This window comes from Candidatus Enterococcus moelleringii (genome assembly GCF_017377575.1).
GTDB classification, from domain to species: Bacteria; Bacillota; Bacilli; order Lactobacillales; family Enterococcaceae; genus Enterococcus_A; species Enterococcus_A moelleringii.
The window spans coordinates 99,608-124,874 of sequence record NZ_JAFREM010000008.1; the positions used below are offsets into that span (position 1 = coordinate 99,608).

Genomic DNA, 25,267 nt, shown 5'->3' on the forward strand with positions numbered 1-25,267 from the left:
AAAAAGGAGCGTTTACGTGTGAAAAAAGAGGCATTGCTCTATGAAGGCAAAGCGAAACAGTTGTTCAAAACCGATGATCCAAAAGTTGTTTGGGTAGAATACTTGAATCAAGCGACTGCTTTAAACGGAGCAAAGAAAGATCAAATTGCTGGTAAAGGCGAACTTAACAATCAGATTACAAGTTTAATTTTTTCTTATCTTCACGAAGTGGGCATTGATAACCATTTTATCAAACAGCTGTCAGAAACAGAACAATTAATCCGTTCTGTTGAAATCATCCCTCTTGAAGTTGTGGTACGCAATGTTGCGGCTGGCAGCTTTGCAAAACGCCTTGCAATTACTGAAGGAACCCCGCTAAAATTTCCAATCGTTGAATTTTACTTCAAAAACGATGCCTTGGACGACCCAATGATCACTGAAGATCACATTAAAGTGCTGGATATCGCAACCGCTGAAGAAATCGAAACGCTGCGTCAAATGGCACTGGACGTCAATGAAGCACTAAAAAAACTGTTTACTGAAATCAAAATAAAACTGGTCGACTTTAAATTAGAATTTGGTCGTACTGAAACTGGTGAAATCCTGTTGGCCGATGAAGTGTCGCCGGATACTTGCCGTTTATGGGACTTAACTACCAACGACCACTTAGATAAAGATATTTACCGCCGTGATTTAGGGGATATCATTCCCGTTTATCAAGAAGTATACAACCGATTAAACCAACGAAAAGGAGCTTAACCCATGTATTTTGTAAAAGTTTATGTCACGTATAAAGAGTCAGTTCTAGATCCTCAAGGAGAAGCCGTAAAAGGAGCCGTTCACCGTTTAGGTTACGAAGAAATCGAAGAAATCCGTATCGGAAAATACTTCGAGATGAAAGTTGCTAAAAGTGATCGTTCAGTGGAAGAAATGATTGAAGAAGTTTGTGACAAGTTATTAGCAAATGTCAACATGGAAACGTATCGTTTTGAGATCCTTGAGATGGAGGAAGTTTAGCATGAAATTTGCTGTCATTGTATTTCCTGGTTCCAACTGCGACATGGATATGTATTGGGCAATGAAAGAGATCATGGGAGCCGATTGCGAATACGTGCGCTATGATGCCGACAGCTTAGAAGACTTCGATGGCGTATTATTGCCGGGAGGGTTTTCTTACGGCGACTATTTACGTTGCGGCGCGATTGCTCGTTTTGCCAACATTATGAATGAAGTCGTTCGTTTTGCTGAAGAAGGCAAGCCTGTCTTTGGTACCTGTAATGGATTCCAAATTTTAACGGAAGCTGGTCTGCTGCCAGGGGCATTGCGCAGAAATGATTCGTTGAAATTTATCAGTAAAATTACGCCATTAAAAGTTGTGAATACCCAAACAAAATTCACTAGTGAATATGCACAAGACGAAGTGATTCAAATTCCAGTGGCTCATGGAGAAGGCAATTACTATTGTGACGAAGAAACCTTGGCGGAATTGAAAGCCAACAATCAAATCGTCTTTACCTATGAAGGAGACAACATCAACGGCAGTATCGAAAACATCGCCGGTATTATTAATAAAGAAGGCAATGTCCTAGGTATGATGCCCCATCCAGAACGGGCAATGGAAGAATTGTTGGGCTCAGAGGATGGCAAAAAATTCTTTGCTTCTATTTTAAACAACTTCGGAAAGGTGACCGCTAACTAATGATAAACGTAGAACCGACACCACAACAGATTAAAGATCAGCGTATTTATGCTGAATGGGGCTTAACCGATGAAGAATACCGCTTAATTTCAGAAGACATTATCGGCCGGATGCCTAACTATACAGAAACAGGTTTGTTTTCTGTAATGTGGAGCGAGCATTGTTCTTACAAAAACTCAAAACCAGTTTTGCGAAAATTCCCAACCGATGGAGAGCAAGTATTGCAAGGACCAGGTGAAGGTGCTGGGATTGTTGATATTGGCGATGGTCAGGCGGTTGTGTTTAAGGCGGAAAGTCATAATCACCCATCTGCGGTAGAGCCTTATGAAGGAGCAGCAACTGGCGTAGGCGGAATTATTCGCGACATCTTCAGTATGGGTGCTCGTCCGATTGCTTGTTTGGATTCCCTGCGTTTTGGTGAATTAGACAATGAACGAACGAAGTATTTATTAGAAGAAGTAGTAGCTGGAATCAGCGGCTACGGCAACTGTATTGGGATTCCAACTGTCGGAGGAGAAGTAGCTTTTGATCCTTGTTATGATGGTAATCCGCTAGTTAATGCGATGTGTGTCGGCTTGATCGACCATAAAGATATTCAAAAAGGCCAGGCTAAGGGCGTGGGCAACTCAATTATGTATGTTGGCGCTAAAACAGGCCGCGATGGTATCCACGGGGCAACTTTTGCTTCAGAAGAATTTGTTGAAGGGGAAGAGCAACAACGTTCAGCTGTTCAAGTGGGCGATCCTTTCATGGAAAAACTATTGCTGGAAGCTTGTCTGGAATTGATTTTGGACCATGCAGATATTTTAGTTGGGATTCAGGACATGGGTGCGGCTGGTTTAGTTTCATCTAGTGCTGAAATGGCTTCAAAAGCTGGATCAGGGTTGAAATTGTACTTGGATGATGTGCCTCAACGGGAAACCAACATGACACCATACGAAATGATGCTGTCTGAATCACAAGAACGGATGCTGATTTGTGTCGAACAAGGACATGAAGAAGAAGTCGTTGAATTGTTTAAAAAATATGAATTAGATGCAGTTACGATCGGTGAAGTAACTGATGATGGTTTGTATCGTTTGTACCATCATGATGTAGAAGTAGCGAATTTGCCAGTTGATGCGCTAGCTGAGGATGCGCCGGTTTATGAAAATGAACGGACTGAACCAGCACGGATTAAAGAATTTGCGACAATGGCTGACTTTGTACCTGAAGTAAGTGATGCAACGGAAACCTTATTAAAATTATTGAAGCAGCCAACGATTGCTTCAAAACGTTCGATTTATGAAACCTACGACTCACAAGTACGTACTAATACTGTGGTTCGTCCGGGAAGCGACGCAGCCGTATTACGGGTGCGCGGTACAAATAAAGCATTGGCTATGACGACGGACTGTAATGCTCGTTTCTTGTATCTAAACCCAGAAATCGGCGGACAAATTGCGGTGGCAGAAGCGGCTCGGAATATCGTAGCTTCAGGTGGACAACCTTTAGCAATTACTGACTGCTTGAACTACGGTTCGCCCGAAAAACCAGAAGTGTTCTGGGAACTATGGACTTCGGCTGACGGTATTTCTGAAGCTTGTCGTGAATTAAACACGCCAGTCATTTCTGGAAATGTTTCTCTTTATAATGAAACAAACGGAAAAGCGATCTATCCAACGCCGATGATCGGTATGGTTGGTTTAATTGAAGACTTGAAGCATATTACCACTCAAGAATTTAAACAAGCTGGCGATTTGGTGTATGTTGTGGGTGAAACTAAAGCAGACTTCAACGGCAGTGAAATTCAAAAAATGCAAATCGGCCGTATTGAAGGTAAAATCATGGACTTTGATTTAGCAGCTGAAAAAGCCAATCAAGAAGCGATGTTAAAAGCGATTAAAGCTGGTTTAGTAGCTAGTTGTCATGATTGCGCTGAAGGCGGCGTAGCTGTGGCAGTTGCCGAGGCAACCTTCAAGAATGAGCTTGGCGTAACTGCCAAATTGAACATGCCAAAAGAAAATCTGTTTGCTGAGACTCAATCACGCTTTGTGGTTTCTGTTTCCAAAGAAAACCAAGCGGCCTTTGAAGAAGCAATGGGAGATAAAGCCCGATTAGTCGGTGAAGTAACCGACAATGGCGAACTAGCAATCCAAGTGGAAGATGCAAAAATTCAAGTGGCAACGAAGCAAGCGGCAGATTTATGGGAGGAAGCTATTCCATGTCTTATGAAGTAAGAAGTTTAAATGAAGAATGTGGCGTATTCGGCATCTGGGGTCACCCAGATGCTTCCCGCGTCACTTATTTTGGTTTGCATAGTCTTCAGCATCGTGGGCAAGAAGGTGCCGGGATTGTTGCAAACGATCAAGGCAAACTGACAGGCTATCGCGGGTTAGGACTATTATCCGAAGTGTTTAAAGATGACGCTCAGCTGTCTAGCTTAACTGGACAAGCAGCGATTGGACACGTCCGCTATGCGACTGCAGGCAATGGCAGTGTAGATAACATTCAACCGTTTTTATTCAAATTTTATGACGGCGACGTAGCTTTAGCCCATAACGGGAATTTGACTAACGCGAAAAGCCTACGAACAGAATTGGAAAAAGATGGAGCGATTCTTCATTCCAACTCTGATACAGAAATTTTAATGCACTTGATTCGCCGGAGTAACAAGGAAACATTCCTTGATCAGTTAAAGGAATCTTTAAACGCTGTAAAAGGCGGCTTTGCCTACTTAATGATGACTGAAGATTCAATGGTTGCTGCTCTAGATGCTAACGGTTTCCGTCCGTTGTCAATTGGTCGCATGGTCAACGGCGCCTATGTGGTTGCTTCAGAGACCTGTGCCTTAGAAGTTGTCGGCGCGGAGTTCATTCAAGATGTGAATCCTGGTGAAATTATCATTATTAATGATGAAGGTCTAACCGTGGATCGTTTTACAGAAGATACCCAGCATGCGATTTGTTCAATGGAATATATTTACTTTGCTCGTCCGGATTCTAATATCGCCGGCGTGAATGTTCATAGTGCCAGAAAGAAAATGGGGAAAACCTTAGCGATGGAAGCACCTATTGATGCCGATATGGTAGTGGGGGTTCCTAACTCTTCCTTATCTGCAGCTAGCGGGTACGCTGAAGCATCAGGGATTCCTTACGAAATGGGCTTGGTGAAAAATCAATATGTCGCTCGGACCTTTATCCAACCGACACAAGAACTTCGGGAACAAGGTGTCCGCATGAAGCTTTCAGCCGTAAGCGGTGTCGTTGAAGGCAAAAAGGTGATTATGGTAGATGATTCCATCGTTCGTGGAACCACTAGCCGCCGGATTGTTAATTTATTGAAGGAAGCAGGAGCCAAAGAGGTACACGTACGAATTGCTTCTCCTCCGTTGCGCTACCCATGTTTTTACGGGATTGATATTCAGACCCGGAAAGAATTAATTGCAGCCAATCATACGGTTGACGAAATTCGCGACTGTATTGAAGCTGATTCTTTAGCCTTTTTAAGTGAAGAAGGCTTGATTCAATCCATCGGCTTGAACTTTGATGCTCCTTATTCTGGTTTGTGTATGGCTTATTTTAACGGCGATTTCCCAACCCCATTGTATGATTATGAAGATCAGTATCAAGCATCACTAAAAGAAAAAACATCTTTCTTTCTAAAATAGAACTAAGCAAGAGGACTAACTTTTAATTAAAAAGGGGCGAATGAAGTGGCAAACGCGTATGCAAAAGCCGGTGTGGATGTAGAAGCTGGTTATGAAGTAGTAGAACGCATCAAAAAGCATGTAAAACGAACAGAACGAATGGGTGTTATGGGAGCCATAGGTGGATTTGGCGGTTGTTTTGATTTGAGTCAATTTGATGTGAAAGAACCAGTTTTGGTTTCTGGTACCGATGGTGTCGGGACTAAATTGATGGTAGCTATTCAAGCGGATCAGCATGATCAAATCGGGATTGATTGTGTGGCCATGTGCGTGAACGATATCGTGGCGCAAGGCGCTGAACCTTTATACTTTTTAGATTATATTGCTACCGGCAAAAATGTTCCAGCTCGTTTGGAACAGGTAGTCGCTGGCGTAGCTGAGGGCTGTGTTCAAGCTGGAGCGGCCTTAATCGGCGGCGAAACGGCTGAAATGCCTGGTATGTATGGTGAAGATGATTATGATTTAGCTGGATTTACCGTGGGTATTGCGGAAAAGAGTCAAATGATTACCGGCGAAAAGATCAAAGCCGGCGATGTATTAATCGGCTTACCTTCTTCCGGTATTCACTCAAATGGCTATTCGTTAGTTCGTAAAATATTCTTTGAGCAAAAAGGTCTAACTGTGGATGCAAAGATTCCAGAATTAAATGATAAAAAGCTGGCTGACGAATTACTGACGCCAACTAGAATCTATGTTTCTGCTGTGTTGCCGTTAGTAAAAAAAGAATTAGTTAACGGGATTGCTCACGTAACGGGTGGCGGTTTTGTGGAAAATATTCCTCGCATGCTGCCGGATAACTTGGCTTGTGAGATTAACTTAGGTTCATGGCCGGTATTGCCGATTTTTGATGTAATGGAAAAATACGGCGAAATCCCAGCTATGGAAATGTATGAAATTTTCAACATGGGTATTGGCATGGTCTTAGCTGTTTCTCCGGAAAAAGCAGCCCAAGTAGAGGAAACTTTGAAAGTGCTAAAAGAAGATTACTATACCATCGGTCAGGTAACTGAACGTCAGGATGAAGCCATCAGCTTTAAAGGAGCCAACTAATGAGATTAGCAGTATTAGCCTCTGGCAATGGGTCAAACTTCGAAGCGATCGCTCAAGCCGTCAAAGCTGGAGATATATCAGCTGAGATCGTGCTGTTGTTTTCCGATCATCGGGATGCTTATGTATTGGAACGGGCAAAAAACAACAATATCCCAGCAGAGGCCTTTGAATTAAAAGAGTTTGAAAACAAAAAGGCTTATGAAGCTGCTTTGCTGGAATTGCTGGCGGAGCATCAAGTGGATTTGATTGTTTTGGCTGGCTATATGCGGATTATCGGGGAAGGCTTATTGGAAGCTTATCCGAATCGGATCGTGAATATTCATCCAGCGTTGCTGCCGAATTTCCCTGGACTGCATGGGATTAAGGATGCTTTCGAAGCGAAGGTCACTGAAACTGGGGTGACGGTTCATTACATCGATAGCGGTGTGGATACTGGTCCGATCATCGCGCAAGAAGCGGTAGCGGTGGATTCAGAGGAAACATTGGAACAATTAGAAGAAAAAATACATCAAGTGGAGCATCAGCTGTATCCACGAGTAATTGCTGAAATTGTAAAGGAGACGTCAAAATGAAACGAGCACTAATCAGTGTATCAGATAAAACAGGAATCGTAGAGTTTACAAAAGGTTTAGTCCAACAAGGAATCGAAATCATTTCTACCGGGGGAACTAAAAAAGCTTTAGACGAAGCTGGAATTGCTACCTTGGCAATTGATGAAGTGACAGGCTTTCCAGAAATGATGGACGGCCGCGTGAAAACTTTGCATCCGAAAATTCATGGCGGTTTGTTAGGTCGCAGAGATTTAGCCAGCCATATGGATGCCATGAAAGAGCACGATATTCAACCGATTGATTTTGTCTGCGTGAATTTGTATCCTTTTAAAGAAACCATCAGCAAAGACGGTGTGACCGAAGAAGAAGCGATTGAAAATATTGACATCGGCGGACCAAGCATGCTGCGTTCAGCTGCTAAAAACTTTGGCGCAGTAACAGTTGTAGTTGATCCAAAAGATTACGAAGTCGTTTTGGGTGAATTGAAGGAAAATAAAGAAACCACTTTAGAAACACGTAAACGTCTGGCAGCTAAGGTGTTCCGTCATACAGCAGCCTACGATGCGTTGATCGCTGATTACTTAACGAAAGCAGTCGATGAAGCTGAACCAGAAAAGTTAACACTGACTTATGATCTGAAGCAGTCATTACGTTATGGTGAAAACAGTCATCAAAAGGCTTCTTTCTATCAATCAGCCTTACCAGTTCCTTTCTCAATTGCCAGCGCTAAGCAATTACACGGCAAAGAATTGTCGTACAACAATATTAAAGATGCGGATGCGGCATTACGGATTGTTCGTGAATTTGAAGAACCGACAGTGGTTGCCTTGAAGCACATGAATCCTTGTGGTATCGGCAGCGGCAAAACTATTGCTGAAGCGTATCAATTTGCTTATGAAGCAGATCCAAAATCAATTTTCGGGGGTATTTTGATCGCGAATCGTCCAATCGATTTACAAACAGCCGAAGAAATGCATAAGCTGTTCTTGGAAATTATCGTAGCTCCTGCCTTTGATCAAGAAGCTTTTGATTTGTTGGCAACCAAGAAAAATCTGCGTCTGATGCAATTAGACTTTGATCAAATGAAAGCAGATCATTCACCAGAAACGGTTTCGGTCTTAGGTGGATTATTGGTACAAGATCAAGACTTAGTGACTGAAGCTAGCGATAGCTGGGAAGTGGTCACTGACCGCACACCGACAGAAGAAGAGCTGAAAGCTTTAAGCTTTGCTTGGAAAGCTGTAAAACACGTAAAATCTAACGCGATTGTGGTAGCAAACGAACGACAAACTGTGGGTATCGGTGCTGGACAAATGAACCGAGTTGGTTCCGTAGAAATTGCTTTAGAACAAGCCAAGGATAAAATGGATGGTGCTGTTTTAGCCAGCGATGCCTATTTCCCAATGGATGATAGTGTGGAATATGCAGCGAATCATGGAATCAAAGCGATCGTTCAACCTGGCGGCAGTATTCGCGACAAAGATTCAATTGCAATGGCCAATAAATACGGCGTGGCAATGGTCTTCACTGGCGGCCGTCACTTCAGACATTAATTAGGAGGAAACAAATGAAGGTATTAATTATCGGCAGCGGTGGACGAGAACACGCAATTGCCAAGAAAATTCTTGCCAGTCCCAAGGTTAGCGATGTTTACTGTGCTATGGGGAATCCCGGGATGGAAAAAGACGGAATTCAAACAGTTGCCATCAAAGAAGATGACCATGCCGAATTGATTAAGTTTGCTAAAGAGCAGCAGATCGCTTGGACATTTGTTGGACCGGAAGTTCCTTTGTTAAATGGTATCGTGGATGATTTTCAAGCGGCTGGCCTGAAGGCATTTGGTCCTAACAAAAAAGCAGCGATGATCGAAGGGTCGAAAGAGTTCGCTAAAGAGATCATGGTGAACAACCAGATTCCAACGGCTGATTACCAAGCTTTTACTGATTATGACGAAGCGGTTGCTTACGTAAATGAAAAAGGTGCACCTATTGTCATTAAAGCTGACGGACTTGCTGCCGGCAAAGGTGTCACTGTAGCCATGACTTTAGATGAAGCTTTGGATGCCTTAAAGGAAATGATGACGGATCTAAAATTTGGAGAAAGCGGCGCTAAAGTCGTAATCGAAGAATTTCTAGAAGGGGAAGAGTTCTCCTTATTGGCTTTTGTTCGTGAGGAAGAAGTCTATCCAATGGTGATTGCGCAAGACCACAAACGAGCGTACGATCAGGACAAAGGTCCCAACACTGGCGGCATGGGTGCTTACTCACCCGTTCCTCAGATTTCTGAAGAGATGGTGCAGCAGGCGATCGACGGCGTTCTCCAGCCAGCAGCCAGCGGCATGATGAAAAATGAGACACCATTTACTGGCATTCTGTATGCGGGGTTAATCGCAACGACAGCTGGTCCTAAGGTGATTGAATTCAACGCTCGCTTTGGTGATCCAGAAACACAGGTCGTTTTGCCGCGAATGGAAAGTGACCTAGCAGAAGTGATTGATGACTTGGTCAACGGCAAAAAGCCGGTATTGACTTGGAAAGATGATGCTGCAGTGGGTGTGGTAGTAGCGGCAGAGGGTTATCCGGCTTCTTATAAGAAAGGTATGCCAATTCCAAGCTTTGAAGGCGACGTTACGGTTTATTATGCTGGAGCGGCTGGTGAAAAAGATCAGCTGACAGCTTCCGGCGGTCGGGTATTCTTAGTAGAGGCTGAAGCTGCTACAATTCAAGAAGCGCAGGATAAAGTTTATCAAGCGCTGAAAAAAGTTGACACTACTGACTTTTTCTATCGTAATGATATTGGTGATAAAAGTAAAAAATAGCTAGTCAAGGCAGGTACTCTGAAAAGAGTATCTGTTTTTTTGTTCCTTGTTTTCTTAAATTATATGAAATAAATTAGCAATTGATGCTTTACAGATCGTCGAATAAGAGCGATAATATTGAAGGTTTGACAGAGAAACTCATTAAATGAAACCTTGATGGGTTTTTAATGGGAATGTTTGGTACATAATAGTGTTGATGTGAAAGCGCTCTTTACCAATTCTTTGCAATTTCGAAAGGATATTGCATTTAAAATGACAGAACCCAAATTAAGTGTTAAACTTATTATGATAAAACGATTAGAAAAATAAAAGGGGATTAGTACATGCGAAAAATCAAATTTGGTTCGACTGACTTAGACGTTTCAGCCGTTATTTTGGGCTGTATGCGAATGAATAAAGCAGAAGACCCTGTTCGTGTCATCGAAACAGCTTACGAGCATGGTATCAATTTCTTTGATCATGCCGATATTTATAGTAAAGGGGAATGCGAAGAAGTCTTTCGCGACGCCTTGAAGAAGACCAGCATCAAACGGGAAGACCTAATTATTCAAAGTAAATGCGGCATTGTTCCTGGTGTCATGTTTGACTTTTCAAAGGAACACATCATTGAAGCTGTCGAAGGCAGTTTGCAGCGTTTAGGAACGGATTATCTGGATGCTATGCTGCTGCACCGTCCTGATGCTCTAGTGGAGCCGGAAGAAGTAGCAGAAGCTTTTTCTAAATTAGAAAAAGAAGGAAAAGTTCGTCATTTTGGTGTAAGCAACCAAAATCCAAGCCAAATCGAATTATTGAAGACGGCAGTGAAACAACCGTTAGTTGCCAATCAATTGCAATTTGGCATTATGCATACCGGTATGATCGATCAAGGTATTCATGTGAATATGACGGATGACCGCAGTGTCGATCATGATGGTGGTTTGATCGAGTATTCTCGCATTAACCAAATGACCATCCAAGCATGGTCACCGTATCAATACGGCTTCTTTGAAGGAGTCTTTATTGATAACCCGAAATTCCCAGAACTAAACGAAAAACTAAAAGAGCTGGCAGCACGTTATGGTACAACGCCAACAGGTTTAGCAAGTGCCTGGATTTTACGTCATCCAGCCAATATGCAAGTCATTGCCGGAACAATGAACGAACAACGCATCAAAGAAATTGCGGAAGCAGCCGAAATCGTATTATCGAGAGAAGATTGGTACAGCATCTATCTCGCTGCGGGGAATGACTTACCTTAGTAATGAAGGAGGCGAGTGATATGGGAAACAAGTGGCAAACATCGCAAATGGAAGCAGCCAAGCCTGATTTAGACCAGTTTATGGACTTTTTACCGAATGCCCATTACTTAAAAATTTTACTTGCGCAGTTGAATCGTCATTACGACCCTGAAATCAAGATTATGTTTCAGAAACGATTTGGCTGGTATATCGAGGTAGTTCAATATGGCGGCATTTTGAGTCGAATTATTATTCACGACGATTACTTTTCTGTGGTGACACCTTTTCCGGAGTTCAGCACAAGCTATTTAAATCCGATGCTGCAGGTGATGTCAGATGAATTCAAGGAACAATACGCTCATGTGACAAAAGATACAAAGCAGTTTGAAATGAATGTGACAACGGAAGCTGAGATGGAGGATGTCATCTATTTAGTCAGTCTTCAGGCGAAAAAATTAAGAGAAACGCAAAAAGTTTGATGGAACGTTCGTGTTTTGCGAACATTAATCAAAAAAAGCTTGCTTTTTATTTTGAATTGTTGTAAATTACATAGGGCTGGAAAGCCCTATGTTTTTTTATGTCATTCAAATTATGGAGGAAACTCATGAAAGTTTTTGATTATGAAGATATCCAATTAATTCCCAATAAGTGTATTGTCAACAGTCGATCAGAGTGTGATACAAGTGTGACTTTAGGCAAGCATACCTTCAAAATGCCGGTGGTTCCTGCCAATATGCAGACAATCGTTGATGAAGAGATCGCTGAATTCTTGGCATCAAACGGCTATTTCTATATTATGCATCGTTTTTATGAAGATCAACGCATTCCTTTTATTAAAAAAATGCGTAATCGCGGCCTTATTAGCTCTATTAGTGTGGGTGTTAAGCATTATGAATACGACTTCGTAAAAGAACTGGCAGAAAAAGGCTTAGCGCCAGACTACATTACGATTGATATTGCTCATGGCCATTCAGAGCCTGTGATTCGCATGATTAAATATATTAAAGAATTGTTGCCGGAAACCTTTGTGATTGCTGGCAATGTTGGTACACCGGAAGCAGTCAGAGAACTGGAGAATGCTGGAGCAGATGCAACTAAAGTCGGCATCGGACCAGGTAAGGTTTGTATCACGAAGATTAAAACTGGATTTGGGACTGGCGGCTGGCAATTAGCGGCCTTATCTTGGTGTGCCAAGGCAGCTCGTAAGCCAATTATCGCAGACGGTGGGATCAGAACTCACGGCGATATCGCCAAATCGGTTCGTTTCGGGGCTTCAATGGTGATGATTGGTTCATTGTTTGCCGGACACGAAGAATCACCTGGTGAAACCATGGTACAAGATGGCGTTGTCTACAAAGAATACTTCGGCAGTGCGTCAGAATTTCAAAAAGGCGAAAAGAAAAACGTCGAAGGCAAGAAAATTTGGATTCCTTACAAAGGCCGCTTGCAGGATACGTTAGTAGAAATGCAGCAGGATTTGCAATCTGCTATTTCTTACGCTGGCGGAAATGATCTAGAAGCGATTCGTACAGTGGATTATGTGGTTGTGAAGAACTCAATTTTTAATGGCGATACGATTTAAGAACTGCTCACTTGAGTGGTTCTTTTTTATTAAAGATTACTTGTCTCTTTATTTCTTTATCGAATTGAAAAAAGTTCGCAGATCAATTATAATTTATACTGAGGTGAAGATCATGAGCATGTACGAAGTTTTAGAGGAAAAACTGTTGGATGATTTTGGTTACAACGAACCAATTATTGTGAAGGAAATCGATTCAGAAAACAATTACCGAATCGACAAAAAATTATTTCGAAAATATCTTTCTAGATTATATGAGAATGATAAATTGCAAAGATACGAAAATGGGGTATATTACTTTCCTGCATTCAATAAGTATTACAATGATTACTCTAAATTAAGTGAAGAAAAGGTAATTGAAAAGAAATTTATCAGCTACTGTGGAGAAGTTTTTGGCTATAAGACGGGCTACAGTTTTGCGAGTTTTTTAGGTTTAACCTTACAAGTTCCTCAAGTTACTGAGATTGCAACAGAAAATATTTCGAAATCGACAGTAGAAGATTTGGGTAAAAAGTATATTATTAAGAAGGCACGTGTAGATGTCACAAAAGAAAACTATAAAATCCTTCAAGTGCTAGATATCCTGACAGATTATTATGATCTAATAGAAGGTGACAAAAGTACGACAAAGAAGAAGCTTGCTGATTATCTGTCAACTACTGAAATAGATGGAGAGTACTTTAAATTATTAATGGGAAAATATCCGGCAAAAACCTCTAAAATTCTATTATCAAAAGGGTACTTAGATATTTTTCACCAAGAGGACAATGCAAATGTACCTGTATGAGAATGAATTGATATTTAGGGATTTTATTGTTGACGCCGCCGAGAGATTTCAACTAAATGAAGAAATTGTTGAGAAAGATTATTTTGTATCGTTGATATTGAAGGTGCTTGCCCATAAGAATTCCAATATTGTCTTTAAGGGCGGGACTTCTTTATCGAAAGCTTATCAGATTATAGAGAGGTTCTCTGAGGATATAGATTTGTCTTATTATGTTGATTCGCATGGTGCTCCAGGTAATAGCAAGAAGAAGCTTCTAAAAAATCAGATTATTGATGCCCTTGTTGAATTAGGATTTGCACTTGAAAATGAAGCTGAAATTCGGTCAAGGCGGTCTTTTAACAGTTATTACTTAAATTATTCTGCTTTATATAATAGCGGCACTGTTTTAAAACCTATGTTGGTCATCGAAACATATTGCCATAATTGTCCATTTCCTGTAGATGAAAAAGAAGTCAGCAACTACATCTATCAATTTTTAAAGGAGAAGAATCTGACAACAGCAATCGATGATTTTCCTGAACTACTGCCATTTAAAATGAGCGTACAAGCTCTTGAAAGAACTTTTGTTGATAAACTATTCGCTATTTGTGATAAGTATTTGCAGAATACTCCTAACAAATACTCAAGGCACTTATACGACTTGGTCTATTTAAGTAAAAGAAACTTATTGGATTTTGCTGTAATCGAGAGTACGTTTAAAGAAGTTCGCAAGTTGCTTAGCAAGGATCCTAAACACAATCCTTCCAGTGGAGATGTACACAACATTCAGCAGCTAGTTATCGACTCACTTGAAGCTGATTTCTTTAAGGAAGACTATGAAAAAAATACTCGATACCTTGCTGCTGAAATTCCGCTATATGAAGACGTAAAATCATCTTTGCTCATTACAATGGATCAATTAACTTTCTTGAAATACTAATTAATAAGCTCTCAATGCCAATTGGCATTGAGAGCTTAAAAACCTTTAGACAGTCACATCAATACCAAAATCACTTAAATACTCCTTCAATGCAGCTAGGTCTTTACGAAAGACAAAGCTTTCCATACCGACTGCTCGGGCACCAGCTACATTCACTGGCAGATCATCCAGGAAGATGCATTGAGCCGGGACTAGCTGGAAATGATGACAAAAAGCGCGATAAACTTCTGCTTCAGGCTTGATGATCTTCCAGTCTGCGGTCACGAAAACACCATCCATATACTTCAAGACAGGAATATCTTCTTCGTATTCATAATAATCCACCGGAGCATTTGAAAGAACATAAAGATGATAACCTTGTTTCTTCAGTTGTTTTACAAAGGCTTCCATTTCCGGTATAGGGATAATCTCTTCATACCAAGTAGCTAAAATATGTTGAATAGTTTCTTCCAATCCAGCAGGGGATTTTTTTAGAACACGCCGGGCAATTTCATCTTTAGTAATCGTTCCCCGATCAAAATCAATCCATTCAGCCGACAAAAAGATGTTTTCCAGTAAAAACTTTTGGTGTTGAGGATTATTGGTAAATTTAGTGATGAACTTTGCCGGTTCATAATTTACCAAAACATTCCCTAAGTCAAAGACAATATTCTTAATCATTTCCATTCCTCGCTTCTATAGGTTCTTCTGTCTATTGTAAAAAAATCACAACAGGATGATCGAAGCTTGCTTCGATTGCAGATAATGTGAATGGACTGAACTCAATTTTTAGGCTTAGTAATCGCTGAATCAAATCCGATGACGCCATCTACTGGAATAGACAAGACGATACCTTGCGCTTCGCTCATCAGGCCGCATTGGTTGCCGATCGCTTTCATGATATCTCGCTTTTTATCTTGGTCCACTAATAAGAAGATCATTTCTTTTTCAGGTTGGACGCTGATGCCCCATTTTTTCATAGTTTCTTTAGAATCCAGTCTGCGGGCATGAAGTACGGTGCCCCCGGCGGACCCAGCTGCGGTAGCTGCTTCCATCACTTCTTCACTATACCCTTGATTGATGGTAACCATTATTAGGCTATGTTTTGCTTCGTTGATCATTCGTTTTTCCTCCTGATGAATATGTTGGTGAAGTTCTTCTTCTAATTCCGAATTAAGTATTTTCAAGATATAGGAGCTGGCTCCGGTAATAGGAAAGGTGAAGGCACAGCCTCTGTTTGGTTTGTGGAGGCACAATTTCTCGCTGAGTTCATCAAAAAGCTCCTGTACGCAATCTTTTAAAACGGGACAGAAAAAGACAGCCTTATCGGTTATTCCTAAACCTAAGAGATCCATAAGCTCACTTCTGGCAGTTCCTTCGCCAGCGCACAAGTACTGAACCGGGGAATAATGGGTTTCCAGAATAGTGTGGGCCTTCTTTAAGTCCTTTTGACCAACAATTAATACCAGCATGCGAACAGCAGGTTTGTGTGTTCCCTTAGTTATCATCTTCAGTATCCTCCAAATCCTCTATTTCGTTGAGCTCTTCAAATGCCAATTCGGCAATCTTAGCTTCTTTGTGTTCCTTCCATTGATACACCACACCCATAACTTGGACGGCGATCAGAGGCGTCATCGCTACTAGCGCTACCACCCCAAAGGCATCCGTCATAATATTTCCACCTAAAGCTTCACAAACACCGATACTAAGAGGCAGCAGGAATGTGCTGGTCATCGGTCCGCTGGCTACACCGCCTGAGTCAAAGGCTATTCCGACAAAGATCTTAGGGACAAATTTTGTAAGAAGCAAGGCAATTAGATAACCTGGTAAAACAATCCAGTAAATACTTATGCCGGTAATCGAACGCATCATCGCCAATCCCACACTGACTGAAACCCCCAATGAAAGAGACAAATTCATAGCTGATGCTGAAATCGAACCACCAGTGACATTTTCCACTTGGCGATTTAATACTTGAATGGCCGGTTCAGCTTTGACGATAAAATAGCCGATCAGCATGCCGATTGGAATCAGCAACCATTTGTATTGACTTGCGGCCAGATCGCCGCCCAGCAGACTGCCTACTGGCGCAAAACCAACACTTACTCCAGCTAAGAACAAGACTAGTCCTATGTAAGTATAAATGAGTCCCACTACCATCCGCATGAATTGTCTATGGTGGTACCGATGACTAATTAATTGAAGTGCTAAAAACATAAAGGCAATCGGCAGGATAGAAACAGTTACTTCTTTAGCATAGTGAGGAAGCACCAGCATAAATTCTCGTGCGACATCTTGGGTAGTAACCACACCTAAAATCTCAGTCTTAGTATAGGCAGCGCCATCTGGTTGAAAAAAGATACCCATCAACATTACTGCTAAAATGGGGCCAACACTGGAAATAGCCACTAATCCAAAGCTGTCATCGCTGGCGTGTGCGTCACTTCTGACAGAGGCTAGTCCGACTCCCAAGGCAAGGATGAAGGGGACTGTGATGGGACCAGTTGTCGCTCCACCAGAATCAAAGGCTAAGGCTAAAAAATTATCAGGAGTAAAGAAGCTGACGACAATGACGATCCCGTAAAGAATCATCAAAATGATTGATAGATTGACACGAAATAAGATTCTCAATACAGCAATCATCAAGCAGATACCCACGCCTGCGGCAATCGTCCAAACTAGGATACTGCTGGGGATGGCTGGGACCTGGTCAGCTAAGACTTGCAAGTCCGGCTCGGCAATCGTGATGATCACACCAATTGCGAAAATAGTTACTGCGAGAAAGGTGGTTTTTTGAATTTTTGATAATTGAACACCGATCCCTTCACCTAGTGGAGTCATCGCCATTTCTGCTCCTAATTGAAAAAAGCCCATACCAATAATTAACATCGCGGCACCGGTAAGGAACATGGCAATGGTTCCAATCTCCATTGGAACCAGAAAAACACTAATGACTAAAACAATCGCTGTGATAGGAACAACAGCTGACAAGGATTCTAAAATCTTTTCTTTTAATTTTTGATTCATAGGGTCATTCCTTTCCTTTTATAGTATAGGGGAATCTTGTTGTAAAAGATGAATCTGATACGCCAAATCAAGTAATTGAACAAAATAAGAAATGGCGGTTGATTGAATTGAGCGGTTCGCGAGTATAAATTCAGCAGTAGTTTTTATAGAAGTTCGGGAAATGTTTATTGGATCAATGTGAAAAAATTTTGTTAGTGGTTAGACAAGTGCATGGGTGTTTTGGTGAGAGTTTTCACTGGGAAGTCTTCTATTTTTTGAAGACACACTCTCAACTGTCTTAACTTAAGCCTATGGGTTAAATCAGCCACTGTCAATAGCTGTCAGTTAATTAATAAAAGTTTCACATGCTAGTTAGACATAATAATGAAGTGAATCAGCTGCCCCACATTGACAGTTGGGTAAAATTGGTTTAGCGTTAAGTCATCCAATAAAAAGATGAGGAAAACGTATGTGGGAATTAGATGAAACAAAAAATATTCCAGTCTACCAGCAGATTATGGAACAAGTAATTGAATATATTCAAACGGGACAGTTAAATCCTGGAGATCGACTGCCTTCTGAGCGGAAGCTGGCCGCCAGCTATCAGGTGAACCGTTCCACTGTTGTCCATGCTTTAGAAGAGCTGGTCAGCTTAGGCTGGATTATCCGCCAGCAGGGCAGCGGCACTTTAGTCAACGAAGGTAGATGGGGGCGCAGCGCCACGCCGCGGATGAACTGGCGTCAATTGCTCAGCCGAGAAACACCACGGACGGAGCCTTATTTGGCTGAGCTTCATGGATTGCTTAAAGATCCTGAGGCTTTAGATTTATATACTGGGGAATTGCCGCTGGACCTGATTCCCGATTTTCGCTTGCCTTCCTATACTTGGGAAGAATTATTAGTAGAGGAGAAAAAGCAGAAGGCCTTAGGTTATCCGCCGCTGCAAAAAGTGATTTGTGAGCGCCTAGCTCGGGAACAAGAGTTGAGGGTGGGAACCAATGAAGTCTTGATTACTTCTGGTGCCCAACAAGCCCTTTTTTTATTGCTGCAGGTGATGCTGGAAGCCGGTGATAGTGTGGCGATTGAAGATCCGTCATTCCTGTATTCACTGCCGATTTTTGATACGGCAGGTGTCCGGTTGTATGGTGTGCCTATGGATGAAGAAGGGATGCGGATTGATGCTTTAGAGCAGCTGATTTTAGCTAAAAAGGTGAAGCTGATCATCGTCAATCCAACCTTCCAGAATCCGACCGGAAACACCATGACCTTAATACGTCGCGAAGAATTGATTGCTTTGAGTCAAAAATATCAACTGCCGATTGTCGAAGATGATGTGTTTAGTGAATTGAACTTTGAGCAGCTGCCGCCTTCTTTGAAAGCTTTGGAGCGGCATCAGGTGATCCATCTCGGTTCCTTATCGAAGGTTTTTGGTTCCTCTATCAAAATCGGCTGGATTATTGCTGATCAAAATCTGATTCAACGACTGGCTGAAGCTAAACAAATGATGGACTTTTCCCTCAGTGTATTTCCACAAGTTGTCGCCTATACGGCACTAACGGATCAGAATTTTTCCGCCAATCGCCAACAGTTAATCGCTACCTTGAAGCAAAAAAGAGACTGCTTTTATAAATATGCTGAAACAGTCAGGGACGATTGGGAGTTTGAACCAATTGCTGGCGGGCTGTATGTCTGGCTACGTTGGCGTCATCAAAAGCTGACTCGCAAAGATTGGTCACATTTTTTACAAGAAAAACTCTTGGTAGCCCCCTCATTTCTCTTCAGTAATGATACAATGGCTATGCGGGTAAATTACACGCGGATGACGGAAGAGGAGTGTCGAGCCTTTTTCGCCAAACTGAAAAAATTATCGGGAATAATAGGAGGAAGTAAGCATGAATGAAGCAATTGAAGTAATGAATAACCATCGCACATACCGTGACTTTGATGAAAACTATCAATTATCTGACGAGGAGCTGCAGCAGATTTTAACTGCCAGCCGTCAAGCACCAACCTGGATGAATGGACAAATGTACAGCATTATCGTGATCAAAGATCAAGACATCCGCAAAAAATTCGTGGAAATGAATCCTGGCAACCCTCACATGTTGAAAAGCTCAGTATTCATCTTGTTTGCGGCCGACTTAAAACGGACCCAAAAAGTTGCAGAACACTATCAAGTCGATTATCCAATCGCTGAAGGACTTGATCCTTTAATTACTGCCGTAACAGATACTGCTTTGGCAATGGAAAACGCCGTTATCGCTACTGAAGCTTTAGGTTTAGGCAGTGTTGTAGTGGGAAGTATTCGCAAAGATATCAAAGAAATCAGTGAAATTTTGAATTTACCAGACTACGTTTTGCCGATTGCGGGTCTAAGTATCGGTAAACCAACTGTGGAAATGCGTACCAAACCTCGTTTGCCAGAAAAAACAGTGATTCATTATGATGGCTATCAAGACTACGATTATCAAGAAATCGAAGAGTACGATAAAACCATGGAAATTTTTGCTGAAGCACGAGAAACAAAACTTTGGAGCAAGAAATTCGCGGATTATTTCAGCAATAAACCAAATGCAGCTGTGGATGCATTCGTAAAAGAGCAAAAATTTTTGAAAGACTAATAACAGCAGCCTTCCTTGACATTTTTCGTTAAAGGAAGGCTTTTTTTGTAGTTTTATAATAGATTCATTCTGGTGCACACATTTGTAACTCGATTAAGCCATTGTCTAACAGCTGAATGAAGGGCTAGTGAACTAGCCTGTGTTGCTGAGTGGACTGGTATCTAGGTGCGAGTTTTTTGTTGTGTCAAAAAATCGGTGAGAATTTGCTGGAATTTCTGAATTGCCGTATTGCTGTTTTTGTAACAGAAATAAATAGCTGAAGCAGAGGATGCTGGCAACTGGTCGGCATCTAGCAGCAGGAGCGTCCCTTTTTTTACTTCCTCGCGCACGGAACTGTAGGGAAGAAACGCAAAACCTAAGCCATTTAAAAGAAAACTCTTGATTACGTCTACTTGAGTCAAATTCATCGTTGTAAGATTAGGATACAATTCTCGAAGATAAGGAATAATTTCTTCTATATAATATGGATGTTCGTTCACCAACATGGGATACGTTGCCACCAGTTGCTGAAAGTCCAACTGTACAAAACCCTCATGATTTGGAATCACTAATACAATTTTATCTTCCAATACTTTTTGATAGGCTACATTTTTATTTTGTGGTTCTATCCGGGATAAACCGAAATCCACCTTATTCGTTAAAATGTCAGCTTCTATATCCATTGATTTCACTACCTCGATCTGCAAATCAATCTCAGGGTGTTGCGATAGTAAATGCTGATAAAACTTGGGCATGATAGTGCTGGCGATAAATGGGGCTGTGGCACAAGAAAAAGTTTGTTGGAAGCCGTTCTCGAATCGATTGATCTCTTCTAAGCCTTGCTCAAATTCCTCCAGCATTGCCTGAGCAGTGGGTAAGAAGATACGACCGACTTTGGTCAGCTCTACATTTCGGCCGTTTTTTTCAAACAGCTTGCTGTCTAGTGATTTTTCCAAATTACGAATATGCTGACTGACGGTGGGTTGAGCTAAGTAAAGCTTTTCCGCTGCTTTACTATAATTGGCGTACTTTGCAGCGGTCACAAAAGTTTGCAGCCATTTAAGGGCCATTTTTTTCACCTCGTTTAATTGATTACGAATCGTAATTAATAATTGCTTCATTCATTATTAGATATGATGTTTCAGCTATTATACACTGAGTATCAGAAGAACACGAGAGGAAGACGAAAATGAGGAAAAAAATTCTAGCCCCATCTAAAGCGAACTATCAATTAGCAAGTCAGTGTATTCAGGACGGCGGGGTCATTGTAGCGCCCAGCGATACAAATCTGGCATTGACGCTTGATCCATGGAATGAGGAAGCCATCGAACGAGCCTTCGCTATCAAAAATCGGCCAGCAGATTCAGCGTTGACGCTTTTTTTCTTGGAACCCTCTGGTTGGCAAAAATATGCCCTAACGTCAAACAAAACCCTAGTCGAGAAGCTAGTGACGACTTTTTGGCCTGGACCCTTGAATATTATCTTAGAGGCAAAGGACAATGTGCCGAAGAAAATGCTTTGCGGCGGCGATACGGTCTCAATGAGCTGTCTTAGTAATCCTGTATGGCGAGGTTTTATGGAGACATATCAGCAGCCAGTCACTATGACTTCGGCCAATCTTTCCGGTCAGGCCGATGGAGTTTTAGTGGATATGGAAATGGTATTAGCGCAGGTTAGCGAGGCAGTCGATTATATTTTGGCAGGAGAAGCCCAAGGGACTACCACTTCTAGTACCATCATCGATTTGACAGCAGAACCGCCAATTATCGTGCGTTTGGGAGATATTACGGCTGAAGACATTGAAGCAGTACTAGGTGTTCTGCCGCAAGTTAGAGAAGGGAAGTAATTAAAGTGAGAATAGAAACAGAGTTCACAAATGGAATTATCCCAGCAAGGTTTGGAAAGAATGCTGACAAGGAAGATATCAGAGCTGGAAATCCTGTTAGATCGTTTCCATTTTCTATTAAAAGTGTTCCAGTAGGGACCAAAACCTTTGCTTTAAGCTTGATCGATTACGATGCTGTACCGATTTGCTCTTTTCCATGGATTCACTGGCTTGCGGCTAATATTCCAGCCGAATTAGTAAAAATACCAGAAAACTTCAGCTTGACGTATAGGGAACCGACTATTCAGGGGAAGAACAGCTTTTCCAGTCAATTATCGGAAAATGATTTTTCTGAAATTGAAAATTTGTTTGTCGGGCCAACTCCGCCGGACCAAGACCATTGCTACACCTTGACTGTCTATGCCTTGCCTAGTGAGTTGGATTTGCAGCCGGGCTATTGCTTGAATGAATTTTTTAAAGAAAGTGAAGCATCAAGCGCTAGCAACAGCTGAAATTGAATTAATTGGCAAAGTATAGTGTTGTTCCATCAATTCTCATACCATTCTAATTGCCTATTGGTTGACACTTGGATGTATCTTTACTATAGTGAGGATAGAAATTAAATTAATTGTTAGGTGAGGCTCCTATATGGACATAAGCTGCTGCCGCGAAAGAATCGAGAGAGTCTTAGCTGGTATAACAGGGATTTATCGTGAAGGTAATCCATAACGCAGCTGACAGGTTACCCTGTCTACGCCCTATAGTGCTAAAGCTCGACGATGACCATGATTGCTTTCGCGCGTGCTCATTTTCGAGTGCGCGCTTTTTGTGTGCCCTAAAAAAGAAGGAAGGTGAGGATCAATGGATCATCCAGACAGTAGTCGACCGAGAAAAAATGAAATCGTAGGGGAGACGAAGGTTTTCTCTGCACGGAGGAGGAAATACAATGATGAACAAAAAGAGCCTCATCACCCGCAAAGTAAGTAAAGACCAAGAGTTGAAAAAACTCGCGCAATTATCAGATCGTGATTTATTCCTAGATTTGCGTACCTCTTTAAAAGGATTATCAGAAGAGGATGCCAAAGCACGTTTGGAAGAATATGGTCCCAATGAAGTATCCGCGCAAAAACCAACACCAGCAATCATGTTATTCTTTCAAGCCTTTAATGATCTATTTGTATATGTATTAGCACTATTAATGGTGGTTTCGCTTCTAACTGCTGATTATGAAGCCGGAATCGTTATGGGTATTATGATTTTGGCCAGCGTACTAATTACCTTTATTCAAGAATATCGTTCTCAAAAAGCCAGCATCGCGCTGCGGGAAATGATTGAAAATACGGCTGCGATTACCCGAGAAGGCCAAACCAAAGAAATTCCGATGGACGAAGTGGTACCAGGAGACATTTTAACCTTGGCAACAGGGGATATGATCCCAGCCGATGCGGTATTGATTTGGACCAAGGATTTATTTGTGAACCAATCTTCATTGACTGGGGAATCGATGCCAGTGGAAAAATCTTCGACTGTAGATGCTGATGATGAAAGCAATGCGTTAGATATGCCCAACCTAGTGTTCATGGGCACCGACGTACTGAGCGGTCAAGGCCGGGCAATCATTTTAAAAACCGGGCAACAAACCTTTTTTGGCGATATTGCGAAAAATGCTACAACCAAACGGGGCAAAACTTCCTTTGATGTGGGCTTAGCCCGGGTAAGCAAAGTGTTGCTGCGCTTGATTATGGTGCTTTTCCCGCTGGTATTCTTGATTAATGGCATCACAAAAGGCGACTGGGGCAATGCTTTCTTCTTTGCCATTGCCGTAGCAGTCGGTTTGACACCGGAAATGCTGCCGATGATTGTCAGCTCCAACTTAGCTAAAGGGGCTTTGACTTTGTCCAAGCATAAAGTGATCGTAAAAGAATTGCCTTCGATTCAAAATCTGGGCAGCATGGACGTACTTTGTACCGATAAGACTGGCACGATCACCGAAGATCGCGTAGTGCTAGTGCAGCACTTAGATCCATTAGGTAAAGAAAATACCCAAGTGTTAGATTTAGCCTTCTTGAACTCTAATTATCAAACGGGTTGGAAAAACTTGATGGATATCGCTGTGATTAATTATTATGAAGAAGAAAAACGTCAATTGCCTTTTACGGAAATTCAAAAGATCGACGAAATTCCCTTCGACTTTTCACGCCGCCGCTTAACAGTCGTGGTAAAAGCTGATGAGCACCAATGGATGATTACCAAAGGTGCCGTGGAAGAAATGGCGTCGATTTGTAAATATGTCGAAATCGACGGTGAAGTTCTAGAATTCACCGAAGAATTGCATCAACAATTAAAAGAAGTTAACGAACGAATGAACCGCCAAGGGATGCGGGTGATTACTGTGGCTGTGAAGCGGGATGCTCACGACGAAGCGGTTTACAGCACGGAAGATGAAAAAGATATGACCTTGATTGGCTTCATGGGTTTCTTGGACCCAGCCAAAGAATCAGCGATCACTGCGATTGCTTCCTTGCATGAACATGGTGTTGCTGTGAAAGTATTAACCGGAGACAATGCCATCGTCGCGCAAAAAGTCTGCCAAGATGTCGGAATCGACGCGGAACGATTCGTGTTAGGTAACCAAGTTGATCAAATGAGTGATGAAGAATTGCAGCAAGCAGCCAATCAAACCCATTTGTTCGCAAAATTGAATCCAATGCAAAAAGCCCGCATTATTGAAGCTTTGCAAACCACTGGCCACACCGTCGGCTTCATGGGTGACGGAATTAACGATGCACCGGCCTTGCGCAAAGCGGATGTGGGAATCTCAGTTGATACCGCGGCCGACATTACCAAAGATGCCAGCTCAATTATCTTGTTGGAAAAAAGCTTGAACGTGCTGGAAAGCGGCGTAATCGAAGGTCGCCGGGTATTCAGTAATATGATGAAATATATTAAGATTACCATCAGCTCCAATTTTGGGAATGTCTTCTCAATCTTGATTGCCAGTGCCTTCTTGCCGTTTCTGCCAATGCTTTCTCTGCAATTGCTGCTGCAAAATCTAATCTATGATATTGCTCAGTTGACGATTCCTTGGGATAACGTAGATGATGAGGAGTTAGTCACTCCGACCAAGTGGGAAACCAAAGGCTTAATGAAGTTCACGGTTTGCATCGGTCCGGTCAGCTCGATTTTTGATGTGATTACCTTCTTAGTGATGTGGTTTGTCTTTGGCGCTAATACGGTAGCTAATCAAAGTCTATTCCAAACGGGTTGGTTCATGGTGGGACTTGCTACTCAAGCACTGGTCGTCTTAATGGTAAGAACTAGAAAAATCCCGTTCCTTGAAAGTCGTCCTGCTTGGCCAGTTTTTGCAAGTATTATGGCGGCAGTGGTTATCGGGATGTTGATTGTTCTGACACCGTTTAGAGAACAGTTCGAGTTTGTCCAATTACCTGCCAGCTATTGGATTTGGTTTGTGGGAATTGTACTTGCCTACATGGTTGCCGTGCAATTGGCAAAATATCTCTACATCAAAATTGCAAAAGAGTGGATATAATTGTAACAGAGTGACGAATT

The 25,267-nt window shown here is 41.9% G+C and carries 23 protein-coding genes and 1 riboswitch; of the genes, 19 read left to right on the forward strand and 4 right to left on the reverse strand.

Annotated features, from left to right (window positions below; all coding sequences use genetic code 11):
- The first annotated feature begins 18 nt into the window (after nt 1–18).
- From purC to JZO70_RS05105, 14 genes are all read left to right on the forward strand, one after another.
- Complete coding sequence (gene purC, locus JZO70_RS05040; RefSeq protein WP_207672455.1) at nt 19–738, forward strand: phosphoribosylaminoimidazolesuccinocarboxamide synthase; 720 nt, start codon at nt 19–21, stop codon at nt 736–738.
- Nucleotides 739–741: 3 nt separating this feature from the next.
- The gene (gene purS, locus JZO70_RS05045; protein ID WP_207672456.1) at nt 742–996 is read left to right on the forward strand and encodes a phosphoribosylformylglycinamidine synthase subunit PurS; all 255 of its coding nucleotides are present in this window, start codon (nt 742–744) and stop codon (nt 994–996) included.
- A 1-nt stretch (nt 997) separates the two neighbouring features.
- Complete coding sequence (gene purQ, locus JZO70_RS05050; RefSeq protein ID WP_207672457.1) at nt 998–1,678, forward strand: phosphoribosylformylglycinamidine synthase subunit PurQ; 681 nt, start codon at nt 998–1,000, stop codon at nt 1,676–1,678.
- Entirely contained in the window at nt 1,678–3,897 is a 2,220-nt protein-coding gene (purL, locus tag JZO70_RS05055; RefSeq protein ID WP_207672458.1) for a phosphoribosylformylglycinamidine synthase subunit PurL, read from the forward strand. Before purQ ends, purL begins: the two co-directional genes overlap by 1 nt.
- The gene (gene purF / locus JZO70_RS05060) at nt 3,882–5,327 is read left to right on the forward strand and encodes an amidophosphoribosyltransferase (protein WP_207672459.1); all 1,446 of its coding nucleotides are present in this window, start codon (nt 3,882–3,884) and stop codon (nt 5,325–5,327) included. The genes purL and purF overlap by 16 nt, the downstream gene beginning before the upstream one ends.
- A 45-nt stretch (nt 5,328–5,372) precedes the next feature.
- Complete coding sequence (gene purM, locus JZO70_RS05065; RefSeq protein ID WP_207672460.1) at nt 5,373–6,416, forward strand: phosphoribosylformylglycinamidine cyclo-ligase; 1,044 nt, start codon at nt 5,373–5,375, stop codon at nt 6,414–6,416.
- Nucleotides 6,416–6,988, forward strand: coding sequence for a phosphoribosylglycinamide formyltransferase (gene purN / locus JZO70_RS05070; protein ID WP_207672461.1), 573 nt, complete (start codon nt 6,416–6,418; stop codon nt 6,986–6,988). Before purM ends, purN begins: the two co-directional genes overlap by 1 nt.
- Complete coding sequence (gene purH / locus JZO70_RS05075) at nt 6,985–8,520, forward strand: bifunctional phosphoribosylaminoimidazolecarboxamide formyltransferase/IMP cyclohydrolase (protein ID WP_207672462.1); 1,536 nt, start codon at nt 6,985–6,987, stop codon at nt 8,518–8,520. Before purN ends, purH begins: the two co-directional genes overlap by 4 nt.
- Nucleotides 8,521–8,534: 14 nt before the next feature.
- Nucleotides 8,535–9,785 (forward strand): phosphoribosylamine--glycine ligase, encoded by a 1,251-nt coding sequence (gene purD / locus JZO70_RS05080; protein WP_207672463.1) that lies wholly within the window; start codon nt 8,535–8,537, stop codon nt 9,783–9,785.
- 323 nt (nt 9,786–10,108) lie between these two features.
- Nucleotides 10,109–11,023 carry an aldo/keto reductase gene (locus JZO70_RS05085; protein ID WP_207672464.1) on the forward strand — a complete coding sequence of 305 codons (915 nt, stop codon included), beginning with the start codon at nt 10,109–10,111 and terminating at the stop codon, nt 11,021–11,023.
- Between the two features lie 20 nt (nt 11,024–11,043).
- Nucleotides 11,044–11,481, forward strand: a complete 438-nt coding sequence (locus JZO70_RS05090; RefSeq protein ID WP_242703780.1) for a DUF3788 family protein — start codon at nt 11,044–11,046, stop codon at nt 11,479–11,481.
- A gap of 125 nt (nt 11,482–11,606) precedes the next feature.
- Nucleotides 11,607–12,584, forward strand: coding sequence for a GMP reductase (gene guaC / locus JZO70_RS05095; protein WP_207672466.1), 978 nt, complete (start codon nt 11,607–11,609; stop codon nt 12,582–12,584).
- Between the two features lie 112 nt (nt 12,585–12,696).
- The gene (locus tag JZO70_RS05100; protein WP_207672467.1) at nt 12,697–13,368 is read left to right on the forward strand and encodes a hypothetical protein; all 672 of its coding nucleotides are present in this window, start codon (nt 12,697–12,699) and stop codon (nt 13,366–13,368) included.
- The gene (locus JZO70_RS05105; protein ID WP_207672468.1) at nt 13,355–14,287 is read left to right on the forward strand and encodes a nucleotidyl transferase AbiEii/AbiGii toxin family protein; all 933 of its coding nucleotides are present in this window, start codon (nt 13,355–13,357) and stop codon (nt 14,285–14,287) included. Before JZO70_RS05100 ends, JZO70_RS05105 begins: the two co-directional genes overlap by 14 nt.
- A 45-nt stretch (nt 14,288–14,332) precedes the next feature.
- Here JZO70_RS05105 and JZO70_RS05110 read toward each other — a convergent pair whose 3' ends face one another.
- The 3 genes from JZO70_RS05110 to JZO70_RS05120 all read right to left on the reverse strand — a co-directional run bounded on the left by JZO70_RS05110 (nt 14,333) and on the right by JZO70_RS05120 (nt 17,293).
- The gene (locus JZO70_RS05110; protein ID WP_207672469.1) at nt 14,333–14,947 is read right to left on the reverse strand and encodes an HAD family hydrolase; all 615 of its coding nucleotides are present in this window, start codon (nt 14,945–14,947) and stop codon (nt 14,333–14,335) included.
- A 101-nt stretch (nt 14,948–15,048) separates the two neighbouring features.
- The gene (locus tag JZO70_RS05115; protein ID WP_207672470.1) at nt 15,049–15,774 is read right to left on the reverse strand and encodes a transposase; all 726 of its coding nucleotides are present in this window, start codon (nt 15,772–15,774) and stop codon (nt 15,049–15,051) included.
- Nucleotides 15,764–17,293: a DUF1538 domain-containing protein gene (locus JZO70_RS05120; RefSeq protein ID WP_207672471.1), complete on the reverse strand. Its 1,530-nt coding sequence runs from the start codon at nt 17,291–17,293 to the stop codon at nt 15,764–15,766. Before JZO70_RS05120 ends, JZO70_RS05115 begins: the two co-directional genes overlap by 11 nt.
- Nucleotides 17,294–17,741: 448 nt before the next feature.
- Between JZO70_RS05120 and JZO70_RS05125 the strand changes: the two genes are divergently transcribed.
- The gene (locus JZO70_RS05125; protein WP_207672472.1) at nt 17,742–19,172 is read left to right on the forward strand and encodes an aminotransferase-like domain-containing protein; all 1,431 of its coding nucleotides are present in this window, start codon (nt 17,742–17,744) and stop codon (nt 19,170–19,172) included.
- Entirely contained in the window at nt 19,165–19,893 is a 729-nt protein-coding gene (locus tag JZO70_RS05130) for a nitroreductase family protein (protein ID WP_207672473.1), read from the forward strand. Before JZO70_RS05125 ends, JZO70_RS05130 begins: the two co-directional genes overlap by 8 nt.
- Nucleotides 19,894–20,054: 161 nt before the next feature.
- On the opposite strand, the gene JZO70_RS05135 is transcribed toward JZO70_RS05130, so the two are convergent.
- Nucleotides 20,055–20,942: a LysR family transcriptional regulator gene (locus JZO70_RS05135; RefSeq protein WP_207672474.1), complete on the reverse strand. Its 888-nt coding sequence runs from the start codon at nt 20,940–20,942 to the stop codon at nt 20,055–20,057.
- A 119-nt stretch (nt 20,943–21,061) separates the two neighbouring features.
- On the opposite strand from JZO70_RS05135, the gene JZO70_RS05140 reads away from it, so the two are divergent.
- From JZO70_RS05140 to mgtA, 3 genes are all read left to right on the forward strand, one after another.
- The gene (locus JZO70_RS05140) at nt 21,062–21,718 is read left to right on the forward strand and encodes an L-threonylcarbamoyladenylate synthase (RefSeq protein ID WP_207672475.1); all 657 of its coding nucleotides are present in this window, start codon (nt 21,062–21,064) and stop codon (nt 21,716–21,718) included.
- A 5-nt stretch (nt 21,719–21,723) separates the two neighbouring features.
- On the forward strand, nt 21,724–22,209 hold the full coding sequence (locus tag JZO70_RS05145) for a YbhB/YbcL family Raf kinase inhibitor-like protein (protein WP_347565092.1): 486 nt from the start codon (nt 21,724–21,726) through the stop codon (nt 22,207–22,209).
- 108 nt (nt 22,210–22,317) lie between these two features.
- Nucleotides 22,318–22,488: riboswitch (M-box (ykoK) riboswitch) on the forward strand.
- Nucleotides 22,489–22,646: 158 nt separating this feature from the next.
- The gene (mgtA, locus tag JZO70_RS05150; RefSeq protein ID WP_207672542.1) at nt 22,647–25,247 is read left to right on the forward strand and encodes a magnesium-translocating P-type ATPase; all 2,601 of its coding nucleotides are present in this window, start codon (nt 22,647–22,649) and stop codon (nt 25,245–25,247) included.
- The last annotated feature ends 20 nt before the right edge of the window (nt 25,248–25,267 follow it).

What these genes read in the sequence shown, in the direction of transcription:
- purS (WP_207672456.1), top strand. Translation starts at nt 742, where the DNA reads ATGTATTTTGTAAAAGTTTATGTCACGTATAAAGAGTCAGTTCTAGAT.
- purQ (WP_207672457.1), top strand. Translation starts at nt 998, where the DNA reads ATGAAATTTGCTGTCATTGTATTTCCTGGTTCCAACTGCGACATGGAT.
- purL (WP_207672458.1), top strand. Translation starts at nt 1,678, where the DNA reads ATGATAAACGTAGAACCGACACCACAACAGATTAAAGATCAGCGTATT.
- purF (WP_207672459.1), top strand. Translation starts at nt 3,882, where the DNA reads ATGTCTTATGAAGTAAGAAGTTTAAATGAAGAATGTGGCGTATTCGGC.
- purN (WP_207672461.1), top strand. Translation starts at nt 6,416, where the DNA reads ATGAGATTAGCAGTATTAGCCTCTGGCAATGGGTCAAACTTCGAAGCG.
- purH (WP_207672462.1), top strand. Translation starts at nt 6,985, where the DNA reads ATGAAACGAGCACTAATCAGTGTATCAGATAAAACAGGAATCGTAGAG.
- purD (WP_207672463.1), top strand. Translation starts at nt 8,535, where the DNA reads ATGAAGGTATTAATTATCGGCAGCGGTGGACGAGAACACGCAATTGCC.
- JZO70_RS05085 (WP_207672464.1), top strand. Translation starts at nt 10,109, where the DNA reads ATGCGAAAAATCAAATTTGGTTCGACTGACTTAGACGTTTCAGCCGTT.
- JZO70_RS05090 (WP_242703780.1), top strand. Translation starts at nt 11,044, where the DNA reads ATGGGAAACAAGTGGCAAACATCGCAAATGGAAGCAGCCAAGCCTGAT.
- guaC (WP_207672466.1), top strand. Translation starts at nt 11,607, where the DNA reads ATGAAAGTTTTTGATTATGAAGATATCCAATTAATTCCCAATAAGTGT.
- JZO70_RS05100 (WP_207672467.1), top strand. Translation starts at nt 12,697, where the DNA reads ATGAGCATGTACGAAGTTTTAGAGGAAAAACTGTTGGATGATTTTGGT.
- JZO70_RS05105 (WP_207672468.1), top strand. Translation starts at nt 13,355, where the DNA reads ATGTACCTGTATGAGAATGAATTGATATTTAGGGATTTTATTGTTGAC.
- JZO70_RS05110 (WP_207672469.1), bottom strand. Translation starts at nt 14,947, where the DNA reads ATGATTAAGAATATTGTCTTTGACTTAGGGAATGTTTTGGTAAATTAT.
- JZO70_RS05115 (WP_207672470.1), bottom strand. Translation starts at nt 15,774, where the DNA reads ATGATAACTAAGGGAACACACAAACCTGCTGTTCGCATGCTGGTATTA.
- JZO70_RS05120 (WP_207672471.1), bottom strand. Translation starts at nt 17,293, where the DNA reads ATGAATCAAAAATTAAAAGAAAAGATTTTAGAATCCTTGTCAGCTGTT.
- JZO70_RS05125 (WP_207672472.1), top strand. Translation starts at nt 17,742, where the DNA reads ATGTGGGAATTAGATGAAACAAAAAATATTCCAGTCTACCAGCAGATT.
- JZO70_RS05130 (WP_207672473.1), top strand. Translation starts at nt 19,165, where the DNA reads ATGAATGAAGCAATTGAAGTAATGAATAACCATCGCACATACCGTGAC.
- JZO70_RS05135 (WP_207672474.1), bottom strand. Translation starts at nt 20,942, where the DNA reads ATGGCCCTTAAATGGCTGCAAACTTTTGTGACCGCTGCAAAGTACGCC.
- JZO70_RS05140 (WP_207672475.1), top strand. Translation starts at nt 21,062, where the DNA reads ATGAGGAAAAAAATTCTAGCCCCATCTAAAGCGAACTATCAATTAGCA.
- mgtA (WP_207672542.1), top strand. Translation starts at nt 22,647, where the DNA reads ATGAACAAAAAGAGCCTCATCACCCGCAAAGTAAGTAAAGACCAAGAG.